Raw genomic sequence first — 24,794 nt, 5'->3', positions numbered from 1 at the left:
TCGGCTGTCGCATCTGTGCATCTGTGACATAAAAGATGTTCCGCTTTACCCAATTATAGTTTTGCACGCAATACTCGACAATCTGGACTGTTCGAATAGAGATTGAAGGTCCGCCATGTCGAAACAAAAGCGCTTGCTCTGGATCTCCGACCTGATGCTGCTCGCGGTCGCGATGGTGTGGGGCACAAGCTATGGGGTCGCGAAAAGCGCGCTCGCGCTCTATCCCGTGCTCGGGCTGCTGGCGCTGCGCTTTGGTCTGACGTTTGTCGTGCTGTCGCCCGCGTTGCGTTCGCTCCGGCGGGCGAAGGCGTCCGAGTTGATCGGCGTCCTCGGCACGGGTGCGCTACTGCTCAGCATCCTGTTAGCCGAGACATTTGGAATCTCGCTGACCCGTGCTTCAAACGCAGCGTTTCTCATCAGTTTGTGTGTCGTGCTCACGCCGCTCGTCGAATGGGCGCTGCTGCGTAGAAAGCCGTCGCGGGTTGAGCGTGTTGCCGTCGTATTGTCGTTGGCTGGCGCCATGTTGGTGAGTGGCGGCGCGTTCATACCGACTGCAGGCGACGCGCTGATTCTTCTGGCTGCGCTGCTCCGCGCACTGATGATGTGCGTGACGAGGCGTGTGATGCGCGACTCGACGCTCGCTCCGTTGTCGGTAACGGCGGTTCAGGCAGGCACCGTCGCGTTCGGCAGTGTCGTCGCCGCGCTGGTGTGTCCATCGCGGCCGTGGCCTGCGCTGCCGACGTTAGCTGGGCATGGCAGCTTCTGGATGAGCATCGGCTATCTGGTGGCTGCGTGCACGTTGTTCGCATTCTTCGCGCAGAACTTTGCCGTCAAACGCAGTAGCCCAACGCGCGTGGCGTTGCTGATGGGCAGCGAACCGGCGTTTGGCGCGCTGTTCGCGTATGCGTGGCTTGGCGAGCACCTGTCTGCCTGGGGCTGGATCGGGGGCGGCTTGATGGTATTTGCGTCCGTGCTTGCGACAGTGCGTTGGCAAAGGAGTGCCAGCACTTCGGTCGACATGCATCCGGTGATTTCGAATGAGGCTTGATGGTTCAGAGGTTCTCCGACGTCTGTAGCGCAACCGAAAACGGACGTCGGAGACAACGATTCGCACGGCGGTTATTGGGCCGCCTACCCCTGCAAACTGTGCGACGCGTCTCGAAGTGCAACGAACAGTTGATGATGAAATTGCGCAGTAAAAGTTGTCATAAAAAGTAAGCACCAAAAAGGCTGCGCACTCGGTGGGCTATGCTAACCCCGATGTCATCAGCTCGAGTTTCTCGTACTACATAATGAATAGCTTCGATTCGTCTATCGAAACATACCTGTCCAACATACACTTTGCTCAATTCGCGACCCGAACCATAGAAGCCATCGCCGACCTTTATACGTTCAAAGGCCTTGTACTCGTTCCCGTGCTGTGGTGGATGTGGTTTCAGCAGGACGAGCGCCGCGAATGGCGGCGAGAAATGGTTCTCGCGACGCTTCTCAGTGGCATCGTGGCGCTCTTCCTCGGAAGACTGCTGACCCATTGGTTGCCGTTCAGGGTCCGTCCCGTCTATAACGCCGATCTGCATCTTCACTTTGCAGATAGCAATATCAAGGACGCACTGTTGTCGAGTTGGAGTTCCTTCCCAAGCGATCACGCGATGCTATGGATGGCGATCGCCACCGGCATCTTCCTCGTGTCGCGTAGCGTCGGTGTGCTGGCGATCCTCTATACCATGCTGTTCATTTGCGTCCCGCGCGCCTATCTCGGCTTTCACTACCCAACCGATCTGCTGGTGGGCGCCGCTGTGGGAATCGGAATTACCTATGTCATGACGCGAGACGCGATCCGCGTGCGCTACGCAACGCTGGCGCTGCGATGGATCGAACTCCGCCCTGGGCCTTCAGCCATGCTGGCCTTTATTCTATGCATCGAACTCGTTACGCAGTTCGACGAATTGCGCAAGCTGGCTAGCGGTGTGGTCAAGAATCTATGAACCACGCGTTGCGGTGCGACACTTGTCGCTGTAATCGAAACGACCACTCAGAAAGCGGAGCAGTCGCACAAAGGTGTATGTGGCAGTCTGGATGAACAGCGCTTCATGGCCGAACCTGAAGTTCGTCAAGATGACCGGCTGTAGCATTGGCTAAGCTCGGCAATCTGACCTTGCAGTGCACCCAGAAAAACATTCACCCGGTTCGGCACATAGCGCCTGCTCGGCATGACGGCCCAGACCGACAGGTCCTCCATCGATGCGTCCTCCAGATGAATCTGCACCAGCGAGTTGTCGGCTAACTGCCTGAATACGTCCCAGTAGGTCAACTGCGCAAGCCCCAGGCCTTGCACGGCGGCTGTACGTGCGGCTTCGACACTGGTGGTGGTGACATAGGCATCCACGCGCTTGCGTATTAAAGCGCCATCGACAATGAGCGGCCACCGCCTCACCGCGCACAATCTGATGCAGGCGTGATTGTCCAGTTGGGAAACCATCGTGGGGCGTCCATGCTTCTTCAGATAGGCGGGTGCAGCGCAGATAAGGCGAGGGTTTGGCGCGATCTTCTTCGCCACCAGTTCGGAGTCTTCCAACGGCGCAATGCGCAACGCCACATCGAGCCCCTGCCCCACGATATCGACCTGACGATCGGAAAGATCGAGATCGATGCGAAGATCTGGATTCGCTTCCAGCAGAGCGGGAAGCATGGGGAGCACAACTGACTGTCCGAAACCGCTTGGCGCTGTCATACGCAGCACGCCTGAGGCCTTCCCCGGCAACGGACTGAGTTCGGCCCGCGCGCCTGCTTCCGCCTCTGCCATCGATGTGGCATACGGGATGAACGCTTCACCTTCAGCAGTCAGGGTGAGCGATCGGGTCGTCCGATGAAAAAGCCGCACGCCAAGGTCTTCTTCCAGCGCAGCTATCCGCCGTGACACCTGCATTGGGCCGACGTCTAGCTGTCGCGCCGCAGCGGACAAGCTCCCCGCCGACGCGACGGCCAGAAAAGTTCGAACGTCTGGAAGAAGCATCGTTTATATCCAAAAGTGTTAGAGCGGCTTCACGTTCCAATGTCTGTTTCCCGCCTCTCGCGACGCCTACCATGCAGCTACCTTCTCTTCGACGCGAGCTGCAAAATGACTGACACGACCTCCCTGATCCTCTCCCCGTACGAACATAACGGCATCACAGTGCGAAACCGGGTTGCAGTCGCGCCGATGACGCGCATCACGGCCACAGAAGACGGACATCCGACGCAGACCATGTTCGACTACTACATGCGTTTTGCGAAAGGCGGCTTCGGCCTGGTGACGACCGAGGGTATCTATACCGACAAGGCGTTCTCGCAAGGATACCGGTTTCAGCCCGGTTTGGCGGATGACGATCAGGCACAGGGCTGGACTGCATTCAACCGGGAAATGCAGGCACAAGGGACACATGTCGTTGCGCAGCTCATGCATGCGGGCGCGCTCAGTCAAGGCAACTTTCATCGAACGGGCACTGTGGGGCCATCGGCTGTCCGCCCTAAAGGCGAGCAGATGGAGTTCTACTTTGGCCGGGGCCTCTACCCCGAGCCGAGACAGATGACCGAGGTCGAGATCGATGACGCCGTGCACGGCTTTGTGAGTGCCGCACGACGGGCTGTCAACATTGCCGGGTTCAATGCCGTGGAGATTCATGGTGCCAATGGCTATCTGCTCGATCAGTTTCTGACAGCAGAGACCAATCGCAGAACGGACCGTTGGGGAGGCGACACGAAGGCGCGTGTCCAGTTGCTCGCCGACGTGGTGAAGGAAGTGAAGCTAGGTATCGGCAACGCAGTGCCCGTCGGCATTCGAATTTCGCAGGGCAAAGTCAACGATTTCGCTGCGAAGTGGCCGGGTGCGCAGGCCGATGCTGAGGTGATCTTCGGCACGCTGGCGGCTGCGGGCGTGGACTTCATTCATGTCACTGAGCATGAAGCCTGGCAGCCTGCATTCGAAGGTGTGACGGAAAGCCTCGTCGCTCTGGCGCGCCGCTATGCACCGAACGCCACGATCGTTGCGAATGGTGGCTTGCATACAGCGGAGCGTATCGTCAAAGCACTGGAAAACGGCGCAGACCTGGTGACGGTAGGACGTGGCGCCTTAGCCAACCCTGACTTGCCAAAGGTGCTCGAGAGCAAACGCGAACCCAGGACGTTCGATGGTTCGATACTTCAACCGGTCGCGAACATCAAAAGCGCAGAACTCTCAATGCAGACGGGTGCGTGAACGCGCGCCACAACCTGTGTCGCTGGCGATTGCGCAGTGCATGGCCGCGCAATCGTCTCGACGACATCCGCAGATCACTTTGGGGCGTACACGCTGTATAACCCGGCACCGGCTGCATCTGATGACTGGCCGCCGCCCATCGGTAACAAATTGAAAGCGGTCAGCAGGCGGTTGCAGGTGACGATTCACTCAGTGCCCGGACGCCATCTTCTTGCCCTGCATCGATACCTGCACGCCTACTGCGCAGCCATCAGTGGCGCATCTCGTCCCGTCTGCCGCCGCGGCTGAGGCCGGCACGGTCTCTGATACGATGAGCGCGTCAACGATGTTTCCGTCATCGCTGACCACCATCTTCAGTTGAAGGGTCGTGCCGCCGTTCGCGCCGGGATAGTTGATGGTCATTTGCCCCGTGCAGTTTGCAAAGACCTGAAAACTACCTGTCTGATCGGTGTTGAAGCTCGATTGGCCGCCTCGCGGCGAGCCGTCGATCATCGCGACATCGATGCGCTTGATGCCGTTCACGCCATCGAAGTCGATGATCGCGACGTCATCGAGCGGCTGAGGCGTGGCGAACGGATGAAGCGACGCGACAACGGAACTCGTCGCCGCGATAGTGCCGAGTACCGCGCCGTGCGCGACGAAAGTATAAGAGCCCTTGAGCGTCGCGGGCGAACACCCTGATGCTGCATGTGCTGGCGCACTGATCACACCAAGCACGAGCGCGGCTGCCGGAAAAATGACCTGGTAACCTTTCATCTTCTTCTCCTTCGATGGAAAGAAATGGGTCGCTACGTAATGCGCACGACCATCGCCGGCGTGTCGGGTCATGGGCCGCATGCATCGTCGACAATGCTCCACTTGCGCGCGATTCCGCACCATCGAGAGAACCTGAAGAAACCGTGAATTAGCGTGATCGGTGACAGCGAAAATGGATGTTTGCCGCTGGAGCAAACAGGTAGCTTTCATTCGTATTCGCTTCATCCGCGATGATCGTCGCCATGTCGACGTCTGGTATCGGAGGAGTGCATGGCTAAGCAAGCCTGGGGATCGCCGAGCCCCTGCTGTCTCGCGCGTAGCGTGCCCGTTCGCCCCCAGTCTGGGTGGTCCCAGACAATTTACTTCGTCATCGTCGATCGCCCCCGCCGGCCATCTGAGAAAGTTACTATCTCGAAACTGCCAATCCGTTAAGGTCGTGTTAATGTTCGACGCGTACACTTGCTATAGTGGACCTCCCACTTATGGCAGCACGACCAGCCCTCTTTGCAAAGGTAGTATGTTCCTTACGGGCAATTCCAACTCAGTAATATGCACTGGCTGCCTGAGTGCAAGCTAGTCGAAGACATGACGGGAGACCCGTCACCCATCACGCAAGCAACGACCGGTTGCGAGGCAATTCGGTCATCCGCTCACGTCGAGTCGCCGTCGGATTGCTGGTCCGCGTGTCGACGTTAAATCAAACTGCCACGGCGGCAAAAGTAATTGTCGCGTCAGTATCCGCGCCCGTTGCATGCGCGTCACCCCCGCCGCCAATCTTCGCTCCCATCAGACCTCGCGTGGACCGCGGGAGTTTGGCTTTCGCCCTTTCAATGTTTTGCTTCAGTGTGGTACGCCAGGCTTGCGACATCGCCTTGGCAGCTTTACCTGATCAAGGTTTGTGGTCAGCGAACAGAAATATTTTAGTTGGCATAGCCGACCACCACACAGGAGCTGGTCTTGCAACAAATCGGTCATTTGCTCGTCGTCGCTTTGCTGCGCGCACTCTCAATACTTCCGTACCGATGGGTCGCGAGGCTCGGCAGCAGTCTCGGCGCGGCTCTGTACGCGCTGCCTAGCCGTCGCAAACATATAGTCCTCGTCAACCTGCGTCTCTGCTTTCCGGAGAAGACGGAACGTGAGTTCGATGAGCTTGCAAGGGAACACTTCCGGCACGTCGTCCGCAGCTATCTCGAACGAGGCATTCAATGGTTTGGTAGCGCGGAAAGAATAAGAAATATCGTCCAGGTCGAAAGCGCGATTGATCTCGAAGACACGAATGCTCCGCCCACCATCTTTATGGGGTTTCATTTCGTGGGCATCGAAGTTGGGTGCATGCTGTACTCGCTGAAGATGCCCGCCGCTTCGTTGTACACACACATGTCCAACAAGCGACTTTGCGATCTGGCCAAACGGCAGCGCGGTCGGTTCGGCGCAGAAATGATCGAACGCTCGACAAGCGCCAGGAAGATCGTGAGACTTCTCCACGAGGGCAAGGCGGTGATGCTTGCTGCGGACATGGACCACGGCATCGAAAACTCTGTATTCGTGCCTTTTTTTGGCGTCCAGGCGTGCACGCTGACTTCTGTTTCGCGACTGGCGAAAATGGGTCACGCACGCGTTGTGCCGTTCGTCACGGAAGTACTTCCGGATTTCAAAGGGTATCGGTTGAACGTCTTTGCCCCGCTCAGCGATTTCCCATCGGGAAGCGACACGAATGATGCGCGTTCCATGAATGCGTTTCTTGAGACCCAGATACTGAAGTTTCCTGCCCAGTACTACTGGGTGCATCGACGCTTCAAGCATCGTCCAGTGGGCATGCCCGCGGTATATTGAATCCGCGGCTGCACGTAGCTCTTTTTTATGTTTCCGGCAAGCTATCGAGACCGGCTACGAGACAGACGCGAACCGCCGTGGCGGTCGACGACGCAACGGATATGGCTGGCGCGCCAAGTCCGTTGCGTGGACGGAGCCGAGTTCGAACGCGGCGGCGCTCATGACCCGATCGCCTTGGCCGCGTAATACGGAATGAAAACACGCTACCGCGATATTTTCGGATAATGCAATGACTGCCTTAAAGGACTTAAAAAATATCAAAAGGTAAGCATGCTGGTTATTGGTTTGTTCCATATCGCGCCGCAGCGATAGCAGCATCACGCTCTTTCTTGGCCTCCGCCTTTTTATGGTCGTAGACTTTCTTCGCAGCCGCCACCCTCTTGTCATAAGCGCGATTGGCGGCAGCTTCCTGCTGACGCATCTTCACGATCGCATCGTTACTGCCACCCTGCGCCGAAGGTGCGGCTGACGGGGCCGACGCAGCCTCGTTTTGTGCCGAGGCAATCGAGACGAATGAGACAAGCGCACCAGTCAATATGAGTCTGATGATCTTCATAGTGTTCTCCGGTCTACGGCATCCAGATTCACGCGTTTGTCGTAATGCGTATTGAGAGTAAACGGCAACACGCGGAGAAATGGCGCGAAAGCGCGTGCATAGTGGGGAAAGAAGCAATGCCAGCACAATCGTTCGATAGTGGAATATGCATTCGGACCTGGTACGTAAAGGTCTGTCGGCTGTTATAGGCTACATCTTGTTCTATCGCAAGCGGATGTGACTTATCTAACATGACTCGTACAACGCGAATGCGAACCAGATTGCAACTCCGTATCAAGTTCCTGGAGATTATTGCAAATGTCACACGGTTATCCATGATCGTACTCCCGCAACGACGTGGCGATTCAGACCGCCTGAACCTTTATATTTTGATTCGCCATCCTAATCATCATCGTTCTGCACGCTACACAGTGGTGTAGCCTCATCCGCACGTCGTTCCGCTCGGCTATCGTTCTCGACCACCGAGAAGTGCCAAAGAAGCGATACAGATCGCATGTAACAACCACCATCTCAGTGCCAACCGAAGCTTTCCGCCATGAGTTGCCATTGGCCGGCATCATCGGTACCCGTCGGCGCGGAAAGCGTCAGAGTCGCGAGCTTGCCGTTCTTCGAGAAAAGGTAACGCGCATTCTCGAAGTGGATGGCCTTGTTGATAACCGGGTTGCCTGCCGACCCCGACGCATACGTGACGACGAATGCGATGCCCGAAGGGAGCCGCATGACCTTGACATGTGACACGTGCACATCGTCTCCGGACCGCTGAAGCTCGCGTACCTCCTGGCACTTCACGTCTTCGAGCGTCAGTGCCCGCGTCCTCGAAGTCACCGCTACCGAGATCCGGTTGTACTTGTCCGCGAACTCGACGGACTGCAACGTCTCCCGGCGCGCCCATCCTTTCGGGACTTTCAACGAAAACTTCAACGGCGACTGGTACGTGACCAGGACCGGCTTATCCGGAATATCTCCGGGCGGATGCGTCTGGGCATCTGCAAACAGCCGCGCCACCGGGATCACGCGGGGTCGCACCTCGCCATGCGACACACCAGCACGCACGACGGCGGAGCATGCTGCGAGCAGCGACACAGCAAAGTTTTTCATCGAATCCCTCCGTCACAGCGGCAGGGAGTCTGCCATTCGGCCGGGCTGTGCCGCGCAGCCCCGCCTGACCCGATTCGGCAGTCGACATGAAGTTCATGCTAGACGCACAAAACTTAACGGATGCTTACCCAGACGTCCCGAGCTACGATCGCGGCAGCCATTCTCGCCGCGACGCGCCGAGCGGGTAGATTGCCATGCAGATCAAAGGGTACTGGTGGTGGTCCAAACAGAAGTCGACGGGCAGACCAGCCTCAGAGGGAGGATATGCGGAGGCTCGTCAATAGCTGACGTTTATTGGTCTCCCTCCATCGTTATGCCAGCATTGCGAATCAATTGCAGGTAAGCGGTCGTATCGCCAACGGCAGCGGTGGCCTGCTCCGCAAGCGTCCACAGGCGCGAAGACTTTTCTCCCGTCTCCATCATCGTTTCGAGAACGTCCGAATAAGCGAACCCGCCAGCCGTTGCTGCTCCGAGTACGGCGTGCAGAATACATCGGGCAGCAGCTTGGGTTGCAGCCTCCGCCGAGGGAGCCCGGTATGCAAGAAAGCCTGCCATGAGCAGAAACTCGGCCGGACTGATTTGCTGGCCGTTGCCGACAGGCACGCCCTCCGGGTTGTGTCGAACTTGCGCCATACATCGCCTCCCGCATGAAAGCATCGAGCGCTGTGAACAAGCGGATTTGCGTCGTTAGTGCCAAACGTCGTACTTTTCTCGCTCATATTACCGTCGCAATAGTGGCAGACACCGGCGACGTGGTAAACCGACCACTCCGAAACGATTTTTTCGACTGCTTGAAAGGTCGACCGAGTTCTCGTCATCATCGATCCCGGCCGTGCGGTATGCTGTAATGCGCTGGCGAATGATGTAAAGCTTATCGTAAGCCATGCTCATGATGTCTGTATGATGAACGACCGATAAAGTAGTTTCAAAGTAACGATCGGCCGGGGGAAAACCCGCATTTTTCGATTTCGAGCGAGCAAGTCGTAGTATTCTTGATCGTCCTCCGTTCCTCAGTAATAGCTGCTCTCTTGCCCATCCATTCCCGCATAGAGAGGGATGAAGACGGTCATACTGTGATCCAGCAACCGGCCCGTTTTTTACGGGGTGAATCAAATTCCGAACATCGCCGATGCCCGGCGAGTCTCGGCGAGTGACCGATTTCGCTCAGGCAGACAATTTTCTTTGAGAGAATCTATGAAAACGTTGTTTCTGCAGGCACCTTCCTATGACGGTTTCGATGGTGGAGCGGGTTCCCGCTTCCAGACGAAGCGCGAAATTCGATCGTTCTGGTATCCAACGTGGCTCGCCCAGCCCGCTGCGCTGGTTAAGGATAGCCGCCTCGTAGATGCGCCTGCAGACGGCCTGTCACTGGAAACGACACTTGACATTGCCGTGCAATACGAACTCGTTATCATTCACACGAGTTCGCCGTCATTCCCGAGTGATGTGCAATTCGCGGAACATCTAAAACGGCGCAAGCCCACGACCCTCATCGGAATGGTCGGAGCGAAGGTGGCCGTTGATCCTCAAGGTTCACTTGCCGCAAGCGATGCGCTTGACTTCGTGTGCCGTGAAGAATTCGACTTCACATGTCGCGACATCGCGCAGGGGCTTCCGTTCGAATCCATTCTCGGACTCAGCTATCGCCTGCCCGACGGCACAATCACGCACAACGAAGCCCGGCCCATTCTTGAAGACATGGATCAGCTTCCTTTCGTCGCGCCCGTCTATAAGCGCGACCTGACGTCCAAAAATTACTTCAGCGGTTATCTCAAGCATCCGTACGTGTCGCTCTACACGGGGCGAGGCTGCAAATCCAGGTGCACCTTTTGTCTCTGGCCGCATACGGTCGGGGGCCATCGCTACCGCACGCGTTCGGTCGAGAACGTCCTTGAGGAAGTGAAATGGATCCGGGACAACATGCCTGAAGTCAAGGAGATCATGTTCGATGACGACACCTTCACCGACCTTGCACCAAGAGCCGAAGAGATCGCCCGCGGCCTTGGCAAGCTCGGCGTAACGTGGTCGTGCAATGCCAAAGCGAATGTACGTTATTCAACCCTGAAGGTGATGAAAGAGAACGGCTTGCGGCTCCTGCTCGTCGGCTATGAATCCGGCGACGACCAGATCCTCGTGAATGTCAAAAAGGGCCTGCGGACCGATATGGCACGCCAGTTCAGTGAAGATTGCCGCAAGCTTGGCATCAAGATCCACGGTACGTTCATTCTTGGTCTCCCCGGTGAGACGCACGAAACGATCAAGAAGACGATCCAGTATGCGAAAGAGATCAACCCCCACACGATCCAGGTGTCGCTTGCTGCGCCCTACCCGGGCACCGTCCTTCACAAGCAGGCGGTCGAGAATGGATGGCTTAAGGACAGCAAGGTCATCACCCTGATCAATGACGCGGGCACCCAGGCGGCAACAATCGGCTATCCGCACCTGTCGCGCGAGGAGATCTATCTTGGCGTGGAGGAGTTCTACAAGCACTTTTATTTCCGGCCGTCGAAGATCTGGGAAATCGTCCGCGAGATGCTGGTGAGTTGGGACATGATGAAACGGCGTCTTCAGGAAGGCGTGGAGTTCTTCAGATTTCTGCGGACGCGTAAGGCATGAGGTCTCGGGCACCGATCCGCGGGTTTGCGTGCCTCGACTTCCGCGCAGCGCGCCCGTCCGCGGATGCCTCCAGGCATATTCGTGCGAGGCACCCGGGCATCTCTTGACCCTATCGTGAACGGAGCCGGTTATATGCGCGCATCGACTCGAGCCTTACGCGGACTCGAACATTCGCCGCTTCGACCGGCTCAAACATAACCTCCTTCCTCAATCCGCGCCTTCAACACGGCGTGTCGACGGCAACGCATATTCGGCCACCTGCCATGCAAGCAGGCCCGGCAGATAGAACAGCAGATCGCGCACGCGCCGCGCTCCTGCGAGTGCGAGGCACGTCGGCGCGTCGAATCCGAGCAGCCCGCCGATCAGCACGAAGCCGCCCTCCTGCACGCCGAGCCCGCCCGGGACCAGGAAGGCAGCGCTGCTGACAAGCTGAATCAGTGCCTCGATCACGAACGCCTGCACGAAGGTCGCCTGCACCCCGAGCACGTGCAGCGCGAACCAGATCTCCAGCGCATACCCCGCGCATTGCAGCGTCTGCCAGATGAGCAGATAGCGGACGACAATGCCAGTCTGCCGCCAGATCAGTTTGATGGACTGATCGATGCGTGCGGACGCGCCCACCAGGTCGACCACCTTGCCGCTCGTGACCCGGTTGAGGGTGCGTGCCGCACGCTCGAACGGCCGCGCGTGATGGACGAGCGCGAACAGCACCAGCACCGGGGCGAGCGCCGCAATGCCCCAGGCGAGACGGCCTGCGAAGCGCGCCATATCGGAGGACGAATGCTCGAGCACATAGCCTGCCGCGACCAAAGCAAAGAGGAGTTGGCTGATCAGCGTGAGCTGCATGTCGACGACGAGGCTCGCCGCCGCGGTTGCCGGGCGCATAGCCGCACGCACGAACAGCCGGAACGAAACGATTTCGCCGCCGATCCGCGCGACGGGCAAAAGACCATTGATCGACTCGCGGATCCACACGAGCCTCACCATTGCCGGGAATGACGGACGCTCACGGACGCGGATCAGGGTGCGCCAGTCCCATGCATTCGCGCACATGGGCAGGATATGCAGCGAGGCGGCCAGCACGAGCCCCATGCCCGCGCCTCTCAGCAGTTGCAGCACGGCGGCAGGATGATCGTGCCACACGAGCCATAGGGCGAACGCGAGACCGCACAAGGCGGCGATACTTCCAAGGTGTTTCATCTGCGGGTGCTCTCTATTTCATGCGCCCCGCGTCACTGCGGCTTCGCATATCTGCCGTAAAGCGCACTGCCGGTTCATTTTTCGTGGAAAGTGACAGCATCCCGTTCATTTCCGCAAACGCTGTGAGTCTGCTGATATGCCCGATCATCGAGATGAATGACGAGATTCATTGGCGGGTGTGATTTTCAGCAATCCACGGCGGTCAACATCGAAACTTACGCCTCGCCATACCACTCTTGAGGACAGAAAGCTTGCGCAAAGTATGGCGAAAGCAATGAGATCCCACAATGGCAAGAGCCAAAAATCGCGAACCGGCCGCCTCAGCGTGGTATCGATGCGGATCTGCAATAACACTCTCGCGCACAAGGCCGTGACAAGCACCCAGACTGACCATATCGACGCCCCCGAGAGCAATAGCGCGAATACTGACAGCGCGACGGGATAACTCAGCGCAGAACCGAAATGGCCAAGGGGATCGATCCCCCGAATCGTCCTGCTCCAGCGCAACTCATGTTCGAAAAGACGAGAAGCCGTGGATTCCGTGCAGGCATGTCCGACCACGAATCCCGGGATGACCACCTTTTTTCCTGTCGCGCGTACTGCAGCCCCAATCGCGTGATCCTCTGCAAGGAAATTGGAAAATTGACGAAGGCCGCCAATCGCATCCAGTGTTTCACGACGTATCGCGATTGTCTGCCCGAAACACGGCTTGGCCAGACCAAGCGCGAGACCCGTCGCGACGCCGGGCAAGAACTGATAGTCGACGGCTCGCGCTGACAGCCTCGGCCAAAAGCCTGGATCGGGTACGCCGACGTACGCGCATGTCACAAGACCCACGCTTTCCGCCTGCAGTTCGTCCATGATTCTGCGAAGGTAATCTCGCCCCACCGACACGTCACTGTCTGCAAAAACAAAGAAATCATGAACCGCTGAAGGAAGCATGTTAAGCAGATTGCTCACTTTCCGGTTCGAGCCGTGCAACTTGCTATCGGCGACCACGGAGATATGAGCGTCCGGGTGAAGACGCCGAAGTTTCTCGATGACCTCTAATGCGGGATCGTCAGGATCATGAACGCCGAAGAGGTATTGCACGGCCCCCGGATAGCACTGTTCGCAAAAGCTCACAAGGTTAGATAGCAGCGCTGTTTCCATACCGCGCAGAGGCTTGATCACCGTGACAGGGGGATAGCTGGGCGCCTCGATGGAACGCCGCGCAAAAAAAGAACCGATCAGCACGATCGCCGTGACGGTATAGACGATTCCGAATGCCGCACAGGCGCCACAAAAATACGCGAGCGCATGTAACGCAACTTCGACATGCAGCAAGGTTGCGGTCGAAAACAAGGCACTCGTCACCATTGGCGGTGTCCAGTGTAGAAGATCAATGGATGGGTCGATCGCGGCAGTTACTAACCCGCGCGGCACGCCGGGTAACCGATTGCCGCGTCACCTTGACACCCGAGACGACACACCTTGGACACGCGCCGTTCATCTCGGTGACATTCAGAAATGGGGTGCTGCCGCCGCGCTGAGATCGGAGATGAACGTGAGAGCTCGCCTCGTGCGCCTTGACGGGGATACTAACGGGCTTATCTGAAGGGAACGTTAAGGCCGGCATCCACAATATTTCCGATGATTACGCCGCGCGCGGGCGGGGACGCTTTCTCGCAGGCATTCAGAGTAACACTGAAAGGCTTCCAAAAGCAGATCGTCGCCTTTCAAATGAGCCGTACGATTTCAGTTCAGCGTCCGCTCTGCGGCGCGTGTCATTGAAAGCATGACCGTACTCAACGAGCGGGACCGCTCGTCAAAGCAATTCTGAAGAAAACCTTAAGGACAATGAAAAATGAGGAGAATCCTTTCGACTTGCTTCTAATTTCTGTTCAACACACAAAAATGCTTTCTCACCTTCTCATCAAACAAGATGATTGAACCCACTGCTAGCCTGGAGAAAGTCTTTCGCAATCAATAGTTCATGAATGATCAGTACGGTTATGCGGTTCTACCGCAGGTGTGCACGTTGCACTTCCCCAGAATCCGAACGGAGACATTCATGCAAACAACAACACTTCGCCCCATGGTTAGCTGCCTGTTGGCAATCGGACGCACATCAATTCTCGCCTTCACGCTTTCCGGTACGATTGCGCAGGCGCAACCGTCGGATCAGGACGGCGGCAGTCGTTTCCATCCCGGACTGCTCGTGATCAGCCGCAGCGTATACGACAATCTTTCGAGCAATGTTCAGGCGGGCACGATCCTTCCGCCCAATTGCGCCAGCACGCAAGGCGGCTGTAGTGCGTCAACCGGTGCGCCGTCCGACGGCACCTATCCGTACGTCTGGAATAACGATGCATACGACGCAAGCTTCGGCATTACGTCGCGAATCTTTCTCGACCAGATCTCGCGGGGTGGTGCGGTGGTGAGCACGCTGGAAGTGCCGAACAGTTTGCAGAAAGGCTTTTCCCGCGACCAGCTGGTCACGAGCTTCAGCTCGAAGTCGGAACTCGCCCTGCATCTCTCGACGGACGGTAAGTATCTGACGTTCATGGGTTACGTCGCACCCGTCAACACGCTCGATGTGTCGAATTCAAATACACCCGGCGTGGTCGATACGACGAATCCAGTCGGGCAGGGCTTTTATCGTGCCGTCGCCCGCGTGGACAGTGAAGGCCATTTCAGTTTCACTGAAACCAACGCCTACAGTGGCAATAACGGCCGGTCCGCGATTCTGAACAATAACAACGGGCGCGACATTTTCTATACGGCAGGGAATGCCGGTAACGGAGCGAACCCGCAACCCGACGGCGTGATACTGGGCGCCGGCGCGCAATTCATCAGCGCATCCAACCAGGCTGAAGCTCAGCAAACGCCCGGTACGCCAACTCCGCTCGCGAGTTTCTCGGTCACGGAACTCGGCGCAAAGGCGGACAAGATCGGCAAAGATGATAATTTTCGCGGCATGACCATTTTCAATAACGTGCTGTACTTCACAAAGGGCAGCGGCAGCAACGGTGTGAATACGGTCTACTTCGTCGACACGACGGGCACCGCATGTCCGAACGGTGTCGGCGTCCCTTCCCCGAAGGCCACGTTGCCAATGGCAGCCATCCCCTACAACACTGCGACGCTGCAAACCAGCGGCTTGCCGAACAACATGTGTGTACTCGCCGGCTTCCCGTCGACACCTAACAAATCGGCTACCACGCTCTCGTATCCTTTCGGACTGTGGTTTGCCGACGCAAATACCTTGTATGTCGCCGACGAGGGCGACGGTTACACAGGCGGCGCCGACCTCTACACCCACGCCGCCGCGCAATCGACGGCTGGACTGCAAAAGTGGATCTACAACGCGAGCACGAAAACGTGGACGCTCGCCTACACGTTACAGACGGGTCTCGAATTGGGCTCGCAATACACCATCAAGGGTTATCCGACGGGATCCAACAGCACAACGGGGCTCCCGTGGGCTCCCGCGACGGATGGTTTGCGCAACCTGACCGGGCGCGTCGACGATGACGGCACGGCGACGATCTGGGCGATCACGTCGACCGTCAGCGGCAACGGTGATGTGGGTGCCGATCCGAACCGGCTCGTGGCGATCCGCGATGTCGTAAAGAACGCCACGTCATCGGGAGCCACGCACGAGAAGTTCGTCACGCTGCGCACCGCGGGCTTTGCTGAAGTACTGCGAGGTGTTTCGTTTGCACCGGGCTCGGATTCCGGACGCCCGTTCCACCAGTAAGCGATATTGGGCGCTCGCGTGCGAGCGCCCAAATAGATTTGGCTTTAACGCCTTCACTGATCCTGGTTGCCTTCTGCACGGTTTCACCTCACCACCCATCTATATAACGCGACTCGGTGCGGACGGTGCCGCGATCGGCGCGGCATCGATAGTGCGGAATCAACTTTTTTCCTTGCCTCGCCTCCACCACGACTGAGCAGAACGGACCCGGCGCACTCAATCCGCCGCAGCGGAAAAATCATCGAGTCTAAATTGCGCGAATATCCGGCCGATACCCTATTCATGACCTATTGCGCCGGCCCGCATTGCAATGGCGCGACGCGCGGCGCAATCCGGCTCGCAAAACCCGGCCAGCCGGTGAAAATCGTGACAGGCGGCGTGACGGGCTGGCTCGACGAAGCCTTCGCGCTGGAAACGCAAGCAGTAAGCGCCTGTACAGAAATGGAACAGGAACCCTGATTTCCATCGGAATATCTTGCCCGCCATTTTGCGCGGGCAATTTCATGCTTTTAAAAGGCTTCAAAAGCCGCTAAAGAGCTTTCAATTGGTTTCGCTAAATCTTCGAATAAATCGTTTAAAAAAATGTTCAATGTTTCAGACATGCTGCCGTTAACCAGTCGAGGGATCTTCCTCTTGCGACGGAACTGACATGCAGAGCACTTACAATCTGGGTCTGGTTGTCGTGTCGCTCGCCGTCGCAACACTGGCTTCATACACGGCGCTCGACCTGGCCGGACGTATTTCGACCATGGCGTCCGCCCGCCTTCGCCATCTTTGGCTCGCGGGCGGCGCGGCAGCGATGGGCACGGGCGTCTGGTCGATGCACTTCATCGGGATGCTGGCCTTCTCGCTGCCCATCCCGCTCGGCTACGACTTCGCGATCACCACCTACTCGCTGATCATCGCGATGATCGTGTCGTACTTCGCACTCGTCCAGGTAGCGCGCCCGACACTCTCCGCCAGACGTCTCGTCACGGGCGGCCTGTTGATGGGCGTCGGCATCGCGGGCATGCACTACACGGGCATGGCCGCCATGCAGATGCAGCCGGGCATCCACTATCGTCCCGGCCTGTTCGCCGCATCTGTCGCGATCGCGATTGCGGCGTCGATGGCCGCGCTGTGGATCGCGCACACGCTGCGTGATTCGAGACAGCATCGCGTGCTGATCAAGCGCATCGGCGCAGCCTGCGTGATGGGCGTCGCGATCACGGGCATGCACTACACGGGCATGGCCGCCGCCGACTTCCTGCCCGGCTCGGTATGCGGCGCCGCGCGTGGCGTCAACGCGCAGTGGCTCGCGACGACGATCATCCTGTTCACGTTCGCGATTCTGATCGTCACGTTGATCCTGTCGCGCTTCGATGCCCGTACAACCTTCCTCGCCGGCTCGGTTTCGTCGCTGAACAACCAGATCGTGCGCCTTGCCACCTACGACACGCTGACCGATCTGCCGAACCGCCGCACGCTGACCGAGCGCATCGAGCGCGCGATCCACGCGTCGAAGCTGAGCCGCCGCGGTTTCGCGATCCTCTTCATGGACCTCGACGGCTTCAAGACGATCAACGACTCGCTCGGTCACGCGTTCGGCGATGAAGTGCTGAAATCGTTCGCGCACCACCTGCGGCTATGCGTGCGCAACGTCGATACCGTCGCGCGGCTCGGCGGCGACGAGTTCGTCGTGCTGGCCGAAAACCTCGGCGCGCCTCGCGACGCGGAAAGGATGGCCGAGGTCGTGCTCGAACGGATGCGCGAAGGCATCAGCACACAAAGCCAGATGCTGCAGATCATGCCCAGCATCGGCATTTCGCTGTATCCGCAGGACGGCCATTCTGTCGACGAGTTGCTGAAACACGCCGACGCCGCCATGTACGAAGCGAAGCGCGGCGGGCGCAGCACGTATCGCTTCTTCGAAGCGCACATGAACGAAGCGGCAATGCGCACGCTGAAGATCCAGAGCGCGCTGCACGAGGCGCTCGGCAAGGGCTATTTCTCGCTGCACTTCCAGCCCAAGTTCCGCGGCGACAGCGGCGACGTGGCAGGCGCGGAAGCCTTGATCCGCCTGAACCATCCGGAGATCGGCGTGCTCGCGCCGATGGACTTCATTCCGATTGCCGAGCGCTCGGGGCAGATCGTGGAGATCGGCTATTGGGTCGTGCGCGAGACGTGCCGCCAGATTCGCCGCTGGGAAGGCGCCGGCCTGCCGTCGATGAAAATCGCGATCAACCTGTCTCCGCGCCAGATGGGGCAGCCCGATCTGGTTGCGAAGATGCTGGAGATCGTGCACGCGGAAGGCGTGGTTTGCAGCCAGATCATGTTCGAGATCACGGAAACGGTCGCGATGCAGGACGCCGCCAAGACGACCGAGATGATCCGTGAATTTCAGAACAGCGGCTTCGAAATTTCAATCGACGACTTCGGCACGGGCTATTCGAGCCTCGCCTATCTGCAGCGCTTTCGCGTGAAGCAGCTGAAAATCGACCGCTTCTTCACGAGCGGGCTCGATGCCGACGGCCACGAAGGCAGCGCGATCGTGCAGGCGATCATCGCGCTCGCGCATTCGCTGGAAATGGACGTGGTGGCGGAAGGCGTCGAAACGGCATCCCAACTCGACAAGCTCAAGAACCTGCAATGCGACGAAATGCAGGGCTTCCTGCTCGGCAAGCCGCTCACGGCCGACGCATTCAGCGAGCTGCTTCAGGAGCGCATGCCGACGACGTGACGTGAGCGGCCGTCCGGCCCCTCACTGATCTACGGTCGATACGTCGGCCTTTTGCAGGCCGAACGTCGCGGGCTCGACAGGCGGGTTCGCCGGCGCGGGCGCAACATCGCGCCGCGTCAGCTTGCCATCCACCGACGCGCCCACATCCATCCGCAACTGCTGGTAGTAGATGTTGCCCGTGATGTGCGCGTTATCCTGCAACTCGACGAAATGATCGGCGATCACATCGCCTGTGATCCTGCCGTTGATGATCACGTCGTAGCCGTACACGTTGCCCGTGATCGAGCCGCGATTGCTCAGCACCAGCAGCGTCTCGCATCCCGCCTTGCCCGCGACGTTGCCCTTCACGTGGCCGTCCATGCGCAGGCCGTCGCTGAATTCGACGTCGCCTGTGATGTAGACGTCGTGCGCAATGAGGGTTGCCAGTTTGTTCTGGGAGACGCTGGGTGACTTCTTCTTGCCAAACATAATCGATACCGGGATGAAGTTGAAAATGCGCCGCGCCTCAGCGGCGCGAACGGCTTTGGCCTTGCAGAAACAACACTTGCGCCTGGAGCCGGCGCACTTCGACGGTGAGCGCGTCGGCGGATTTCTGCACGCTCGCGCGCGACGCCGCTTCCTGCGTCAGCGCGAGCTGCGCGCGTGCGAGCGCGTCTTGTAACTCGTCGTGCGCGGCAGGCGCAACGCACGATGGACGCGCTGAAACATCGGGCCGCGCGTAGCCATGCATCGCCGCCGCGCCCGCCGCCATGCACGCAATGCAAACGAGCGCCCACATTCCGACGCGCCCCGCGAGCGACCGCACGGGCTGCAACGCATACACGCGCTGCGTGACGAGATGCCCGCCGACGCGCCCGCGCCGCCTGCCCGGGCGAAGAAAATCAGCCATGAGACAGCCCCATGAAAAGTGCGAGATAGTCGATTGGATCGACGGGCGCGCCGTTGACGAGCACTTCGAAGTGCAGATGCGGGCCTGTCGAGCGGCCCGTCGAGCCGACATCGGCGATATGCTGGCGCGGCAGCACGAGATCGCCCGCCTGCACGACGATCTTCGAAGCGTGCCCATAGCGCGTGATCAGGCCGTTGCCGTGGTCGATCTCGACGGCATTGCCATAGCCGCCCTGCGGTCCCGCGTGAATCACGCGGCCGCCCGCTGCGGCGAGAATCGGCGTGCCCGGCAGCGCGACGAGATCGACGCCCGGGTGAAAGCTCAGGTGATGCGTGAACGGATCGACGCGATTGCCGAACGGCGAGCCGAACCGCGCGCCGTCGACGGGCATGCGGCCCGGGAACGACTCCCAGTTCGCGACGTGCAGCGTCGCTTCCTGTTCGAGCGCCGACAGCGTCGTGACGAGACAGGCGATCTGCTCGTGAATCGCAAGCGCGTCATGCGCCGGGTGGCCCGTCAGTTCGTCGCAACGGCGCGGCGGCAGCGACGGGCTGCCTTCGCCGTTTTCCGCTGCCGTTTCGCTGGCTTTGTCGATTGGCGGTTCGGCGGGCTTCCCCGTCGACGGACCATCATGGTCGTCCGCATCACGCTTCGCCGCGGCGCGTGCGCCGCCCTTCGGCGACGGCCCCGCCTTCTTCGTCTTCTGCTGCGCGACGTCGGTCACATCGTCGCCCGCGTCGTCGCCGAGCACGTCGCTCGCCGACAGCACAGGCGGCGCGAACACGGGGCGCGGCAAGGTCTTGATCGTCTTCAGACGCGTTTCGAAATCGTGCAGCGTCGCGACCTGCGAGGCGAGCTGCGTCAGACGCGGCTGCATCTGCTCGATTGCCGCATTCAGCTTGCCGAGTTCAGCGACGGTGTAGTCGCGCGCGACGCGGTTGTCGCTGGCTTGCGTAGCCGCGTCGCGCTTCGGATGATCGCGGCCGATCACGATGCCCGCCGTCAACGCCAGCGCCGAACTGCCGCAGGCAACGAGCGCGGCGAGGGTCAGTGCGGTGTGCCGCGTGACGAAGCGCACCGAGCCGTTCGTCAGGCGCTTGCCGGTTCCACGGATCAGCGACATCAGCAGCTGCCCTGCGTCCTGATCGTGACGATGCGTCGGGGCATGCATGCGAGAGGCGAAGACGCAGCAAATCGGGTTGTACGCGCGGCGGACGGCGCGGTGTTGCAGTGAACCGGCATACGCAGGATGACGAATCGATCTCGTTGATGGGGAAAAACGGTGGCGCGAATTATCACGCCATCCGCCAGGCCCGCATCTCAAATTGGACGACATCGGATTCGTCGCATGTCCGCATGAGGTTCAGTGCGCTTTCGCCGTCACACGAACTTCAGGCAGCAAGCAGTTGCTGCAAACGCTCGCGCAATGTTTCGCTTGCTTGCGTCATCGGCGAACGCAGATCGCCTTCCATCAGACCTTGCACTGCGAGCGCCGCCTTCACGGGCGCGGTGTTCGACTCGGCCGTCAGCGCGCCGATCAACGGCACGAGTGAATGGAAAAGCGCCCGCCCTTCATCGAGACGCCCTGCCTTCAACGCGCGATCGAGCGCGACGAAACGCTCCGGCCACACATGTGCCGACGCCGCGATCGCGCCGCTGCCGCCCATGCAGAGCGTGTCGAAGATGCGGATGTCGTCGCCCGCGAGTACTTGCAGCCGGCCGTCGAGGATCAGCGCGTGCGTGGTATCGAGCGAGCCCGCGCAGTCCTTGATCGCCTGAATGCGCGGGTGCGCGGCGAGCGACAGCAATGTCTGCAGCTCGATCCGTACGCCCGTGCGCGCGGGAATGTCGTACATCACGACGGGATGCTCGCTTGCGTCGGCGAGCATCGTGAAGTGCGCGGCGATGCCCGCCTGCGACGGCCGCACATAGTACGGCGCCGAAATCAGCACGCCCGCGAGCGGCAACGCGTTCAGACGCAGCACGCGCTCACGCACACCGCTTGCGTTGTTGCCCGACACGCCGACGATCACCGGCAGCGCGCCGCCCGCCGCGTCGAGCGTGGTCGCGAGCACGGCTTCCTGCTCGCCGGGGTCGAGCGAAGACGGCTCGCCCGTCGTGCCGAGCGCGACCACGCCCGCGACGCCTGCCTCGGCGTAGAGCCCGATCAGGCGGCGCAACGCATCGTGATCGACGGCACCGTTTGCGGAAAACGGCGTGACAAGGGGAATCCAGATACCCGAAAAATTGGACATGACTTTCCTCGAAGGCGACCGTACGGGAACCGTTCAGCGGCGAGGAAGCAGGATCGGAAGCGGGAGTTTCGAGGACCGTTGATCGAGGCTGTTCCGTCGCACATCTGACGGAACAGCGGCTCCGGTCAGATGAGCAACTGTTTTTTGGCTTTGGAAGCGGCGCGTGCGGGCGCGGCACGCAAAGGCGTACCCGTTTCCACACGATCACGAAGCAATGAGCCGTTTTCCATGTCCGGCAGTGTAACCGCAAAACTGCGCTTGCCGCCGCGAGCGTTTCGCCAGCGCAGGCGAAATCAGCCGCCCGGACAAATGGATGCACGAAATTCCTTGACTTCCTCGCCCAGCGAATTAATATACGCACCGCGTATATCCGCCCGATCTCCTGACGAAAAGAGAGGCAGCCCATGACCGTCCCGCAACAAGCATTTCTCCGTGACGCGATGCGGCGTCTGAACCTCACCCGCGACGGCTTCGCGACGCGCATCGGCGTGTCGAAGCGCGCGCTCGACACGTGGCTGCTGCCCGACGATTCGCAGGAATCGCGCGCGATGCCGGAAATCGTCGAGCGCTTCGTGTCGGAAATCGTCGTCAACGGCGCACCTGCCGAAAAGCATACGCAGAGCGTAGATTCGCAGTCACTAGCCAGCCAGATGCTGTTCGAAGGCAAGCCGCAGCTGCTGTCCGTCGATCAGTTCTCGCGCGACGCCGTCGAAGCGCTGTTCCGCGTCGCCGACATCATGCAGCCCATCGCGCGACGTCGGAAAATCTCGCGCGTGCTCGAAGGAGCGGTGCTCGGCAACCTGTTCTTCGAGGCCAGCACGCGTACCCGCGTGAGTTTCGGCGCGGCGTTTTGCCGCCTGGGGGGCTCGGTGTGCGACACGACGGGCTTCACGTTTTCGTCGATGGCCAAGGGCGAATCGATCTACGACACGAGCCGCGTGATGTCCGGCTATGTCGATGCCCTCGTGATCCGCCATCCGGACCAGGGCTCCGTGGCCGAATTCGCTCGCGCCACCAACATTCCCGTGATCAACGGCGGCGACGGCCCCGGCGAGCACCCGAGCCAGGCGCTGCTCGACCTGTACACGATCCAGCGCGAGTTCTCGCGTCTGGGCAAGATTGTCGATGGCGCACATATCGCGCTGGTCGGCGACCTGAAGTACGGGCGCACCGTGCATTCGCTCGTCAAGCTGCTCGCGCTGTATCGCGGCATCAAGTTCACGCTGATCTCGCCGCCCACGCTGGAAATGCCTGCGTATATCGTCGATCAGATTTCGCGCAACGGCCACGTGGTCGAACAGACGCACGATCTCACCAACGGCCTGCGCGGCGCGGACGTCGTCTATGCGACGCGCATTCAGAAAGAGCGCTTCGCCGATGAGTCGTTCGAAGGCTATACGCCCGACTTCCAGATCAATCAGGCGCTCGTCGATACCGTGTGCGGCCAGGACACGCTGATCATGCACCCGCTGCCGCGCGACAGCCGCCCCGGCGCGAACGATCTGAGCACCGATCTGAACCACGATTCGCGCCTCGCGATCTTCCGCCAGACGGACAACGGCATTCCCGTACGGATGGCGATCTTCGCGGTGCTGCTCGGCGTCGAGAAGCTGGTTCAACATTCTATGCGCGATGCCGCGTGGCGTCCGCCCGCGTATCTCGGCCCGGACGATGCGGTGTTTCATGGCATCGATTGATCGGCTCACAGGCTGAGTCACTGCTGGTTCATGTAAAACGCGCGTTGAGGTTCGACGCGCGTTATTGTTTTTGCAGTGCGGCTGAGGTCGTTCGGCGCATGTCACGCGCGCCATCTCCCCGCCATCTTCGCGCCATCTATCCGTCACGGCTGCGCCACGCCGGATGTGCCACGATGAAGACTCGCTTTCAACGCTGCACGATTACGCCGCAACCGTTTACGTTGCGCGTTGCCGAGTACAGCGTGAAGTCGTTTGAGAAGGCAGTTCGCCGCGTGTGCGGTCGTCCTGTGATGTTCTGCACCGGCGGCATCGAAATTGCTCATTGACAAGGCTTGCCATGCACCGGGCGCCCGCTTCGGGTTCGATGCGGCGCAAGCTTGCATCGAACTTCCACGGAGCAAGCAGAACATCATGTCCCACCACAACGACTGTCAGGGTTCGTGCGCTCAACACGATGCGCACACGACCCGCCAGGACGAGCATGACGTCTCGCCATCCAGCACTTCACGCCGCCGCTTCCTGCAATCTGCTGCGGCAGCGGCCGCAGTCAGCACCGCACCCTACGCGCACGCGCAGACACAAACGCCGCCCGCGGCACAGCCCGTTGCACGCACAACGGTGCCGCCGCGCGCAGTGAAGCTCAATATCAACGGACGCGACTACACGCTGCAACTCGAACCGCGCGTGACACTGCTCGACGCGTTGCGCGAATACGCCGGACTCACGGGCACGAAGAAAGGCTGCGATCGCGGGCAGTGCGGCGCGTGCACGGTGCTCGCCAACGGACGGCGCATCAACGCATGTCTCACGCTCGCCGTGATGCACGAAGGCGAAGCGATCACGACGGTCGAAGGACTCGCGAGCAACGGCACGCTGAACCCGGTGCAACGCGCATTCATCGAACAGGACGCGTTCCAGTGCGGCTACTGTACGCCGGGGCAAATCTGTTCGGCGACGGCTTTGCTCACGGAATTCGACGCCGGCACGGCCAGCACCGTCACAGCGGACGTACGCCACCGTCCGCCGCAACTGACGGATGAAGAAATCCGCGAGCGCATGAGCGGCAACATCTGCCGCTGCGGCGCGTACGTGAATATCGTCGCGGCCGTGCAGTCCGCCCATCGCGGCACGGTCGGCAGCGGCACGGACTACAGCTACTCGACGTTCGTCATCAAGACGAGCGACGTCGCGTAACGAGG

20 protein-coding genes and 1 pseudogene are annotated in these 24,794 nt (G+C 59.8%); 10 read left to right on the top strand and 11 right to left on the bottom strand.

Features of this window, described 5'->3' with window-relative positions; translation table 11 throughout:
• Nucleotides 1–115: 115 nt before the first annotated feature.
• Nucleotides 116–1,048 (top strand): DMT family transporter, encoded by a 933-nt coding sequence (locus H1204_RS18755; protein ID WP_180732211.1) that lies wholly within the window; start codon nt 116–118, stop codon nt 1,046–1,048.
• 244 nt (nt 1,049–1,292) lie between these two features.
• Entirely contained in the window at nt 1,293–1,985 is a 693-nt protein-coding gene (locus H1204_RS18750) for a phosphatase PAP2 family protein (protein WP_180732210.1), read from the top strand.
• A gap of 125 nt (nt 1,986–2,110) precedes the next feature.
• On the opposite strand, the gene H1204_RS18745 is transcribed toward H1204_RS18750, so the two are convergent.
• Nucleotides 2,111–3,013, bottom strand: a complete 903-nt coding sequence (locus tag H1204_RS18745) for a LysR family transcriptional regulator (RefSeq protein WP_180732209.1) — start codon at nt 3,011–3,013, stop codon at nt 2,111–2,113.
• Nucleotides 3,014–3,118: 105 nt separating this feature from the next.
• On the opposite strand from H1204_RS18745, the gene H1204_RS18740 reads away from it, so the two are divergent.
• Entirely contained in the window at nt 3,119–4,234 is a 1,116-nt protein-coding gene (locus H1204_RS18740) for an NADH:flavin oxidoreductase (RefSeq protein ID WP_180732208.1), read from the top strand.
• Nucleotides 4,235–4,423: 189 nt separating this feature from the next.
• Here H1204_RS18740 and H1204_RS18735 read toward each other — a convergent pair whose 3' ends face one another.
• Nucleotides 4,424–4,990 carry a hypothetical protein gene (locus H1204_RS18735; RefSeq protein WP_180732207.1) on the bottom strand — a complete coding sequence of 189 codons (567 nt, stop codon included), beginning with the start codon at nt 4,988–4,990 and terminating at the stop codon, nt 4,424–4,426.
• Between the two features lie 957 nt (nt 4,991–5,947).
• Here H1204_RS18735 and H1204_RS18730 point away from each other — a divergent pair.
• Complete coding sequence (locus H1204_RS18730) at nt 5,948–6,823, top strand: lipid A biosynthesis lauroyl acyltransferase (protein WP_180732206.1); 876 nt, start codon at nt 5,948–5,950, stop codon at nt 6,821–6,823.
• A 277-nt stretch (nt 6,824–7,100) separates the two neighbouring features.
• On the opposite strand, the gene H1204_RS18725 is transcribed toward H1204_RS18730, so the two are convergent.
• The 3 genes from H1204_RS18725 to H1204_RS18715 all read right to left on the bottom strand — a co-directional run bounded on the left by H1204_RS18725 (nt 7,101) and on the right by H1204_RS18715 (nt 9,110).
• Nucleotides 7,101–7,379, bottom strand: a complete 279-nt coding sequence (locus H1204_RS18725; protein ID WP_180732205.1) for a hypothetical protein — start codon at nt 7,377–7,379, stop codon at nt 7,101–7,103.
• A gap of 510 nt (nt 7,380–7,889) precedes the next feature.
• The gene (locus tag H1204_RS18720; protein WP_180732204.1) at nt 7,890–8,477 is read right to left on the bottom strand and encodes a hypothetical protein; all 588 of its coding nucleotides are present in this window, start codon (nt 8,475–8,477) and stop codon (nt 7,890–7,892) included.
• Between the two features lie 291 nt (nt 8,478–8,768).
• The gene (locus tag H1204_RS18715; protein ID WP_180732203.1) at nt 8,769–9,110 is read right to left on the bottom strand and encodes a hypothetical protein; all 342 of its coding nucleotides are present in this window, start codon (nt 9,108–9,110) and stop codon (nt 8,769–8,771) included.
• 561 nt (nt 9,111–9,671) lie between these two features.
• Between H1204_RS18715 and hpnJ the strand changes: the two genes are divergently transcribed.
• Entirely contained in the window at nt 9,672–11,093 is a 1,422-nt protein-coding gene (gene hpnJ / locus H1204_RS18710) for a hopanoid biosynthesis associated radical SAM protein HpnJ (RefSeq protein ID WP_180732202.1), read from the top strand.
• Between the two features lie 207 nt (nt 11,094–11,300).
• Here the strand turns inward: hpnJ and H1204_RS18705 are convergent, their stop codons facing one another.
• Together H1204_RS18705 and hpnI are read right to left on the bottom strand one after the other, a co-directional pair.
• Complete coding sequence (locus H1204_RS18705) at nt 11,301–12,293, bottom strand: lysylphosphatidylglycerol synthase domain-containing protein (RefSeq protein WP_180732201.1); 993 nt, start codon at nt 12,291–12,293, stop codon at nt 11,301–11,303.
• Between the two features lie 144 nt (nt 12,294–12,437).
• Complete coding sequence (gene hpnI / locus H1204_RS18700) at nt 12,438–13,652, bottom strand: bacteriohopanetetrol glucosamine biosynthesis glycosyltransferase HpnI (protein WP_180732200.1); 1,215 nt, start codon at nt 13,650–13,652, stop codon at nt 12,438–12,440.
• 694 nt (nt 13,653–14,346) lie between these two features.
• On the opposite strand from hpnI, the gene H1204_RS18695 reads away from it, so the two are divergent.
• From H1204_RS18695 to H1204_RS18685, 3 genes and pseudogenes are all read left to right on the top strand, one after another.
• Entirely contained in the window at nt 14,347–16,035 is a 1,689-nt protein-coding gene (locus H1204_RS18695) for a hypothetical protein (protein WP_180732199.1), read from the top strand.
• 231 nt (nt 16,036–16,266) lie between these two features.
• Nucleotides 16,267–16,494: pseudogene (locus tag H1204_RS18690) on the top strand (rhodanese-like domain-containing protein); the annotation flags it as partial.
• Nucleotides 16,495–16,684: 190 nt separating this feature from the next.
• On the top strand, nt 16,685–18,754 hold the full coding sequence (locus tag H1204_RS18685) for an EAL domain-containing protein (protein ID WP_180732198.1): 2,070 nt from the start codon (nt 16,685–16,687) through the stop codon (nt 18,752–18,754).
• Nucleotides 18,755–18,775: 21 nt separating this feature from the next.
• Here H1204_RS18685 and H1204_RS18680 read toward each other — a convergent pair whose 3' ends face one another.
• The 4 genes from H1204_RS18680 to dapA form a co-directional block, all read right to left on the bottom strand.
• Nucleotides 18,776–19,222: a polymer-forming cytoskeletal protein gene (locus H1204_RS18680; protein ID WP_180732197.1), complete on the bottom strand. Its 447-nt coding sequence runs from the start codon at nt 19,220–19,222 to the stop codon at nt 18,776–18,778.
• 37 nt (nt 19,223–19,259) lie between these two features.
• The gene (locus H1204_RS18675) at nt 19,260–19,643 is read right to left on the bottom strand and encodes a hypothetical protein (protein ID WP_180732196.1); all 384 of its coding nucleotides are present in this window, start codon (nt 19,641–19,643) and stop codon (nt 19,260–19,262) included.
• Nucleotides 19,636–20,766: a M23 family metallopeptidase gene (locus tag H1204_RS18670; protein WP_180733215.1), complete on the bottom strand. Its 1,131-nt coding sequence runs from the start codon at nt 20,764–20,766 to the stop codon at nt 19,636–19,638. The genes H1204_RS18675 and H1204_RS18670 overlap by 8 nt, the downstream gene beginning before the upstream one ends.
• Nucleotides 20,767–21,034: 268 nt before the next feature.
• Nucleotides 21,035–21,898: a 4-hydroxy-tetrahydrodipicolinate synthase gene (gene dapA, locus H1204_RS18665; RefSeq protein WP_180732195.1), complete on the bottom strand. Its 864-nt coding sequence runs from the start codon at nt 21,896–21,898 to the stop codon at nt 21,035–21,037.
• A gap of 404 nt (nt 21,899–22,302) precedes the next feature.
• Here dapA and H1204_RS18660 point away from each other — a divergent pair, with 404 nt between their 5' ends.
• Both H1204_RS18660 and H1204_RS18655 read left to right on the top strand, forming a co-directional pair.
• Complete coding sequence (locus tag H1204_RS18660) at nt 22,303–23,595, top strand: aspartate carbamoyltransferase (protein ID WP_180732194.1); 1,293 nt, start codon at nt 22,303–22,305, stop codon at nt 23,593–23,595.
• A gap of 411 nt (nt 23,596–24,006) precedes the next feature.
• Nucleotides 24,007–24,789, top strand: a complete 783-nt coding sequence (locus H1204_RS18655) for a 2Fe-2S iron-sulfur cluster-binding protein (RefSeq protein WP_180732193.1) — start codon at nt 24,007–24,009, stop codon at nt 24,787–24,789.
• Nucleotides 24,790–24,794: the final 5 nt, after the last annotated feature.

The organism is Paraburkholderia sp. PGU19 (assembly GCF_013426915.1).
Classification (GTDB): Bacteria; Pseudomonadota; Gammaproteobacteria; order Burkholderiales; family Burkholderiaceae; genus Paraburkholderia.
Note: the sequence above shows the minus strand (reverse complement) of the source record. Positions and strands in the feature narration are given on the sequence as shown.

Excerpts from the sequence above, each read along its gene's own strand:
- H1204_RS18755 (WP_180732211.1), top strand. The coding sequence starts at position 116 with ATGTCGAAACAAAAGCGCTTGCTCTGGATCTCCGACCTGATGCTGCTC.
- H1204_RS18750 (WP_180732210.1), top strand. The coding sequence starts at position 1,293 with ATGAATAGCTTCGATTCGTCTATCGAAACATACCTGTCCAACATACAC.
- H1204_RS18745 (WP_180732209.1), bottom strand. The coding sequence starts at position 3,013 with ATGCTTCTTCCAGACGTTCGAACTTTTCTGGCCGTCGCGTCGGCGGGG.
- H1204_RS18740 (WP_180732208.1), top strand. The coding sequence starts at position 3,119 with ATGACTGACACGACCTCCCTGATCCTCTCCCCGTACGAACATAACGGC.
- H1204_RS18735 (WP_180732207.1), bottom strand. The coding sequence starts at position 4,990 with ATGAAAGGTTACCAGGTCATTTTTCCGGCAGCCGCGCTCGTGCTTGGT.
- H1204_RS18725 (WP_180732205.1), bottom strand. The coding sequence starts at position 7,379 with ATGAAGATCATCAGACTCATATTGACTGGTGCGCTTGTCTCATTCGTC.
- H1204_RS18720 (WP_180732204.1), bottom strand. The coding sequence starts at position 8,477 with ATGAAAAACTTTGCTGTGTCGCTGCTCGCAGCATGCTCCGCCGTCGTG.
- H1204_RS18715 (WP_180732203.1), bottom strand. The coding sequence starts at position 9,110 with ATGGCGCAAGTTCGACACAACCCGGAGGGCGTGCCTGTCGGCAACGGC.
- hpnJ (WP_180732202.1), top strand. The coding sequence starts at position 9,672 with ATGAAAACGTTGTTTCTGCAGGCACCTTCCTATGACGGTTTCGATGGT.
- H1204_RS18705 (WP_180732201.1), bottom strand. The coding sequence starts at position 12,293 with ATGAAACACCTTGGAAGTATCGCCGCCTTGTGCGGTCTCGCGTTCGCC.
- hpnI (WP_180732200.1), bottom strand. The coding sequence starts at position 13,652 with ATGGTGACGAGTGCCTTGTTTTCGACCGCAACCTTGCTGCATGTCGAA.
- H1204_RS18695 (WP_180732199.1), top strand. The coding sequence starts at position 14,347 with ATGCAAACAACAACACTTCGCCCCATGGTTAGCTGCCTGTTGGCAATC.
- H1204_RS18685 (WP_180732198.1), top strand. The coding sequence starts at position 16,685 with ATGCAGAGCACTTACAATCTGGGTCTGGTTGTCGTGTCGCTCGCCGTC.
- H1204_RS18680 (WP_180732197.1), bottom strand. The coding sequence starts at position 19,222 with ATGTTTGGCAAGAAGAAGTCACCCAGCGTCTCCCAGAACAAACTGGCA.
- H1204_RS18675 (WP_180732196.1), bottom strand. The coding sequence starts at position 19,643 with ATGGCTGATTTTCTTCGCCCGGGCAGGCGGCGCGGGCGCGTCGGCGGG.
- H1204_RS18670 (WP_180733215.1), bottom strand. The coding sequence starts at position 20,766 with ATGTCGCTGATCCGTGGAACCGGCAAGCGCCTGACGAACGGCTCGGTG.
- dapA (WP_180732195.1), bottom strand. The coding sequence starts at position 21,898 with ATGTCCAATTTTTCGGGTATCTGGATTCCCCTTGTCACGCCGTTTTCC.
- H1204_RS18660 (WP_180732194.1), top strand. The coding sequence starts at position 22,303 with ATGACCGTCCCGCAACAAGCATTTCTCCGTGACGCGATGCGGCGTCTG.
- H1204_RS18655 (WP_180732193.1), top strand. The coding sequence starts at position 24,007 with ATGTCCCACCACAACGACTGTCAGGGTTCGTGCGCTCAACACGATGCG.